The following is a 5,947-nucleotide window of genomic DNA, read 5'->3' as shown; positions in this document are numbered from 1 at the left end:
TCTCCTAAACAAAATGGCAGAGTGCCTTTTACAGGAAGAAGTTCTCGATTATGGCAAGATAAATGAGATTTTGGGAGAAAGAGAGAAGACATAAAATTTCCTTCAATTTTTTTCTTAAACTTACCAAGTAATAAATTCTATTAAAAGTAATAAATTCTATTAAAATACAAGAGAAATAGAATTCTTTTGTAAATTTCGATGAACCAAAAAGGAGATATCAATGGACTTTAAACTTCTGCTGACGGTTTTTGGGACAGTGTTTATTGCTGAAATTGCTGATAAGACTCAACTTGCAACATTGCTTTATGCTTCTGAAGCTCAAAATAGCAAGATAGTTGTTTTCATAGGGGCTGCTTTTGCTTTGACAGTGGCATCTGCGATTGCCGTATTTGCAGGCACCATTCTTTCAAATTGGATTGATGAAAAAGTTATGTCTAAAATCGCTGGAATTGCTTTTGTAGCGATAGGGATATGGACCTTCTTCAAAGGATAGTTATTTTTTTACCAAAATTCATAACAGCCTGATGAAACCACAAAGACTCCCAACAGAAAATTAGTGATTGCGTGGGCTGCAATACAGTCTGACAGTTCTTTCCTCTGATAAAGGACAATATTGTATATAGCACCTGCAATGATTCCGGCAAGCCATCTGTTATGTTCTGTACCAAAAAGAATTGAACTTATTATAAATGATGGCCATGTAAATGTTCCAATAGGAACTTTTCTAAAATCTTGATTGATTAAAAATCGCAAAATGAAGGATCTCCAAAAAAGCTCCTCCATAACTGGTACAATGACTACACTTCCGATCATTCTGTTGAATATAAGCCAAACTGCAATTCTTTTGCTTTTAAAAGCATAGGGATTATAACTTGTCCCTGATGAAAGCTTTGGATAAAAATCATCTATACCGACCCAGATTATGAAAACTGCAATCCCGCAGAAGAGTGCAAAACCTGTCCAAGAGAGATTCAATTCTTTATAATATTTCCAGTAATATAAGAGAATACCCGCTGTTACTAATGTTTTGAGAGGATAGATGTAATATATTGCATCTGGTATCCAATTACCGATTTCTGTTAAAATCATAAAAACAGCAAAAGGAAGAACATATGGATAATATGGCCTTAATTTATTTGTTAAAGATTCCTTTTTTGGCAATTTATTTCTCCACACTGTCAATAATTATTGTCACAGGACCATAATTTAAAAGTTTTACATCCATCATAGCACCAAAGATTCCGCTTTTTACCGTAATCCCATATGATTCAATTTTTTTTATGAATTTTTCATATAGAGGAATTGCTTTATCAGGCTTTGCTGCTTTTACAAAACTTGGCCTTCTGCCCTTTCGTGTCTCTGCAAGAAGAGTAAACTGGCTGACAACAAGGATCTCTCCCTTTACATCGATACAGGAGAAATTCATCTTCTTCTCAGTATCTTCAAATATTCTAAGGTTTACTGCTTTTTCGGCAATATAGTTCAAGTCTTCCTCAGTATCGTCTTCACTAACACCAAGTAGTATAAGAAGACCATTGCTAATGGAGGAATGGATTTTCCCTTCAATTGTAACAGATGCTTCTTTTACTCTTTGTATAACTGCGCGCATAGAAAAATTGATATTAAAAAAGGATGAAAATTTAGAATTAGTTATTATGAAATGGCTTTAAAATCAAGTTTAGAGATATTAAGGACAAATTATTCATTAAAATAAATATGGGAAAGGGGGGACTCGAACCCCCACGGTTGCCCACTGGATCCTAAGTCCAGCGCGTCTGCCAATTCCGCCACTTTCCCGCATTGTTGTATTTAAATGAATTTATAGTAGTTTGTCAATCGGTAAACTTCTTGTTCTTTGCTCATCTAATAAAGAAGAAATCCTATTGTTTTTCTATAATTGATTTTTCAAAAAAATTCAGTTTGTTCATTTTGATCTGTCTTCATTAGCCAGTCATAATCGTTTGATATTTTAGTTGGTTATTAAAAGAAATATTGGTGAATGATAATTTAAAGATAATTTATTTTGATATTTATCGAGAAAAAAACTACTAATTGTAAAGATAGATGATAATTCAATTTTATACGAAGGTGCAAAATGAAACAAATTTTCATTATTGCGATGATTACGATTATAGTCTTAGGATGCTCTGATGGCAGAACATTTCAGGGAGGAGGAGATAAAAAAATGGCAGACTCAGAAAATTTAGAAGTGGCAACTTTGGCTGGCGGGTGTTTCTGGTGTATGGAACCTCCTTTTGAACAGCTCGATGGAGTTGTGGATGTAAAAGCAGGTTATACCGGTGGCAAAACGAAAAATCCTACCTATGAAGAAGTTTGTTCAGGGACAACAGGGCATTTTGAAGCTATTCAGGTGTTCTATGATTCAAACAAGCTATCATATGAAGATATACTGAATGTCTTTTGGCGTCAGATTGACCCTACAGATGACGGCGGCTCTTTTGTTGATAGAGGAGCACAATATAGAAGCGCAATTTTTTATCACAATGAGAAACAGAGAATAATTGCTGAAAGATCAAAGGAGAAACTTGAAAAATCAGGAAAATTTAAAAAGCCTATTGCGACGAAGATCAAAAAATTTGATGTATTTTATGAGGCAGAAGATTATCATCAGGATTTTTATAAAAAAAATCCCGGAAGATATAACTTATATAAAGCTGGCTCAGGGCGGCTTCAGGTTTTGAAAAACATCTGGGGTAATGAAAAGGAAGAAGAAAAGAAATTTTCAAAACCCAAAAAAGAAGAACTGAAAAAGATCCTTACACCATTGCAATATAAAGTGACACAAAAAAACGGTACAGAACCCCCTTTTGATAATAAATATTGGAATAACAAGGAAGAAGGGATTTATGTAGATATCGTTTCTGGTGAACCTCTTTTCAGCTCAATTGATAAATTCGATTCGGGCACAGGGTGGCCAAGCTTTACAAAGCCCCTTGAAGAAGAAAATATTGTGACAAGAATTGATAAGAGTTTATTTATGACACGAGTTGAAGTGAGAAGCAAAAACGCCGATTCTCATCTTGGACATGTTTTCACTGATGGCCCTCCTCCTACGGGAAAGAGATACTGCATCAATTCAGCAGCGCTGAGGTTTATCCCGAAAGAAGACCTTGAAAAGGAAGGTTACGGGGAATATAGGGAACTATTTGAAAAATAAAAGCTCACGAAGCATTTACTGACTTCGTGAGCTTTGAGGGGTGGGAGGGGATGCAGGTGATATATCCCTATGGAATAAAATTGTTCATATCAAAAGTACTGAGAGTTATGGCTGTTGATGTAAATACATTGTCCTGTCCTGCTGTAACAGAAAGTCCTGTGCTGTTGTTTTGTAAACAATCTCCGTAACAACCCAAATAATCTGAATTTACTGTTGGTTCAACATAGTCTTCTTCTGTTATATCAAGAAGCGATACTACACAATATTGTCCTTCAGAAATACCATTTATTGTTATGTCTTTGTATTGTTCATCACCTGTTAGCTCTTTGACATCGCCTATATCTGGGCCTTCATTTCCGCTGTCATGGCCCATAATTTGATTACATGGTAATGAATTTGGATTTGGGAATAGCCCAACATATAACTTTTTTCCTGATTTTTCTTGTGAGTTAATATTTGATAAATCAACCCTTACAGTTAGACTTTCTCCGCCATCAAATACCTCTACATCATTGGAGCTGAAATCAATTTGCACATTAGTAGTTTTACCGCTTTCAATAGTATGAGAAATAGCAAAGTTATTATAAAAGTAATCCACTCCTTCAACAGGCATTGGCATACCACCTGTATCGTTTGGGTCTAAATCTTGAAATCCAACAATATAATATGATCCATCTGGTAATAGACTTGAAAATGCCCCGGTTGTTCCTGAAACAACAACTTCTGCGCCCAACATTGGAGGCTGGCCCGGTGGAGGCATATTGTCAGCTGGATAAAATCCAACATAAACTGGTTTGTCGGCTTCAGGAAGATTTACTATTGTGCCATTGAGAGTTCCAAGTGTACTGCTACCCTGTGTATGCTCTTCTTCTGCACCAATTGAAATAATTGGAGGTTGAGTGATCATACAATCTCCACTTTGGCAGGATATTGCTTGCTCGGGCAAAAAGATATTGACCGTCATTGTAATATTGCTGTCTTCTTCCACTGTAAATGGAATCATAAACATTACATCTTCACCATTTTGATCTCCTTCAAAATCAGGTTCTGAAGAAGCATAAAGATAATAATCATTGCCGCTTTTATTGAGATGTTTCTCATAAAGGAGTTTGCTTAAAATGTCATATGTAGAATTTCCTGAAAGAATTTCAAATTTTGAGAGAGTAAGTTTTAAATACTTGTATTCACCTGTAGGTAATGAATTTGCTTTGTAATCTTCTCCTTCAGACATTATTTTACTGTCAAGAAGATTTATAGTTGCGCCAGTACTGCTGCTAAAAAGAGTTTGCCATGTACAGTTCGATGTACCGTTGCCGCAATCAGTGGCTACATCAATTTGTTTTATAGTTACATTTACACCATCAACATTGTTTGCATTAGAACCGGCAAAAGTTGGGGATATTATAAAAAATAAAGGAATTAATAAGATAAAAAATATTATTTTCTTATTTATCATTTTATAACCTCCTTTTTCTTCTTTGAAGTCCATTAGTCATTTCCTTATAATCCGCTGTATGTGCTTTTGTTTTTAAAAACGACGGTTGATCTGCTTGATGGGGTGCTGCCTTTTACAATTTTTACTGCTTTTCTTTTTTTGCCGGCTTTCCCATTTGGATTTATTATTTTAATAGTCCTACGTCCTTTAGCTGCTGAAGAGTCAACTGTTATGTTTGCTTTTAGTTTTTTTCGAGATACAAACTTAACATTGTTTACAGTTATTCCTTTGCCGCTGAATTTTACCTTGGGAGATGTCCCTTTTTCTTTCTCAAATCTTTTGCCTTTGATGGTAATGTCCAATGTTTCACCCTGCTTTACTTTTTTAGGGACGACTTTTTTCACTATGGGTTTATCTTTTGAAGCTTCTGCTGATTTAAGTGCAATAGGAAAAATGAGAAGTGCTGAAAGAATTATGATAAATGTTGTAAGTAATGAAAGTTTTGTTTTTTTCATAAATTACCTCCTTGTATTTATCATTTGGTAGATTAGTTATTTCGGATGAAAGAGAGAATTTATTAGAGGAAAAAAATATGGAAAGATTTTGTGAAAGTTTGGATTTTGGAACAACCAATTATATAATAATCAGTTGATAAACCAAGAAAAAGACTTTATATCTTACAACTAATGTCTTCTGAAGAGTTGAAATGTGATTCCATTACAATTGAGGTTGTGTTTTCTCAATGCCTATACAGGTTCTATACAAATTCATTTCTGTTAGTAAGGCCTTTAAAAGTGTACACTCCTCCTTTTAAAAATAAAAGCTCTTTTAATTCCTCTAAAGATTTTCTTTATGCAGCAGTAAACTGCTGAAAGCACTCAAAACCCGCATCACAGCTGAAGATACCACCGGCACAATCGAACACTGGACTGCATTGGAATGTTCCGCCTCCTGAACAATCAAATGGCGCAGCACCGCCGCATTGATATGTATTGCTGCAACCGAAGTTTGTCTGCGGATCGCAGGCAAAGGGATTTGAATCCTGTGCACCTGAACATCCCTCAATACCTGCATGAGCGCTTCTTGGAGCAAAAAGTCCACCAACGACAGAGCTTGCAATTTTTTCAATGTCTTTGTATGTCATATCCTATCTCACCTCCTTTCTGCTTGATTAGAATATAAATAGGATCTATTTAATCTGAATTAAATATCTTTATCTAAAATAATATGCAAAATCTATGCCTTGTTTTAAAAATTTTTAATTTAAATTACAATCTATTGAAATTTAAGGTAATTTTAAGAAGCAGACTGGAAAGATGGATTAATCCTCTTTA

Annotated in this window: 7 protein-coding genes and 1 tRNA gene; 2 read left to right on the top strand and 6 right to left on the bottom strand. The window is 34.9% G+C overall.

Translation table 11 applies throughout. The features are described from left to right. The first annotated feature begins 220 nt into the window (after positions 1 to 220). Positions 221 to 493, top strand: a complete 273-nt coding sequence (locus D6734_10225) for a TMEM165/GDT1 family protein (protein RMF93384.1) — start codon at positions 221 to 223, stop codon at positions 491 to 493. 8 nt (positions 494 to 501) lie between these two features. Here D6734_10225 and D6734_10220 read toward each other — a convergent pair whose 3' ends face one another. The 3 genes from D6734_10220 to D6734_10210 all read right to left on the bottom strand — a co-directional run bounded on the left by D6734_10220 (position 502) and on the right by D6734_10210 (position 1,797). Beyond that, a complete protein-coding gene (locus tag D6734_10220; protein ID RMF93383.1) occupies positions 502 to 1,161 on the bottom strand; it encodes a CAAX prenyl protease-related protein in 660 nt (219 codons plus the stop codon). 1 nt (position 1,162) lies between these two features. Continuing rightward, positions 1,163 to 1,609, bottom strand: coding sequence for a D-tyrosyl-tRNA(Tyr) deacylase (locus D6734_10215; protein ID RMF93382.1), 447 nt, complete (start codon positions 1,607 to 1,609; stop codon positions 1,163 to 1,165). Between the two features lie 108 nt (positions 1,610 to 1,717). Then, positions 1,718 to 1,797, bottom strand: a tRNA-Leu gene (locus D6734_10210). Positions 1,798 to 2,095: 298 nt separating this feature from the next. On the opposite strand from D6734_10210, the gene msrB reads away from it, so the two are divergent. Next, positions 2,096 to 3,178, top strand: coding sequence for a peptide-methionine (R)-S-oxide reductase (msrB, locus tag D6734_10205; GenBank protein ID RMF93381.1), 1,083 nt, complete (start codon positions 2,096 to 2,098; stop codon positions 3,176 to 3,178). 67 nt (positions 3,179 to 3,245) lie between these two features. On the opposite strand, the gene D6734_10200 is transcribed toward msrB, so the two are convergent. From D6734_10200 to D6734_10190, 3 genes are all read right to left on the bottom strand, one after another. Further along, entirely contained in the window at positions 3,246 to 4,667 is a 1,422-nt protein-coding gene (locus tag D6734_10200) for a DUF4382 domain-containing protein (protein RMF93380.1), read from the bottom strand. A gap of 11 nt (positions 4,668 to 4,678) precedes the next feature. After that, entirely contained in the window at positions 4,679 to 5,128 is a 450-nt protein-coding gene (locus tag D6734_10195) for a hypothetical protein (GenBank protein ID RMF93379.1), read from the bottom strand. A 335-nt stretch (positions 5,129 to 5,463) separates the two neighbouring features. Continuing rightward, the gene (locus D6734_10190) at positions 5,464 to 5,757 is read right to left on the bottom strand and encodes a hypothetical protein (protein RMF93378.1); all 294 of its coding nucleotides are present in this window, start codon (positions 5,755 to 5,757) and stop codon (positions 5,464 to 5,466) included. Between the last annotated feature and the right edge of the window lie 190 nt (positions 5,758 to 5,947).

Source organism: Candidatus Schekmanbacteria bacterium, assembly GCA_003695725.1.
Taxonomy (GTDB): Bacteria; Schekmanbacteria; GWA2-38-11; order GWA2-38-11; family J061; genus J061.
This window is presented reverse-complemented; position numbering and strand designations above follow the sequence as displayed.

Coding starts and splice junctions, on each gene's coding strand:
- D6734_10225 (RMF93384.1), top strand. CDS start 221: ATGGACTTTAAACTTCTGCTGACGGTTTTTGGGACAGTGTTTATTGCT.
- D6734_10215 (RMF93382.1), bottom strand. CDS start 1,609: ATGCGCGCAGTTATACAAAGAGTAAAAGAAGCATCTGTTACAATTGAA.
- msrB (RMF93381.1), top strand. CDS start 2,096: ATGAAACAAATTTTCATTATTGCGATGATTACGATTATAGTCTTAGGA.
- D6734_10200 (RMF93380.1), bottom strand. CDS start 4,667: ATGGACTTCAAAGAAGAAAAAGGAGGTTATAAAATGATAAATAAGAAA.
- D6734_10195 (RMF93379.1), bottom strand. CDS start 5,128: ATGAAAAAAACAAAACTTTCATTACTTACAACATTTATCATAATTCTT.
- D6734_10190 (RMF93378.1), bottom strand. CDS start 5,757: ATGACATACAAAGACATTGAAAAAATTGCAAGCTCTGTCGTTGGTGGA.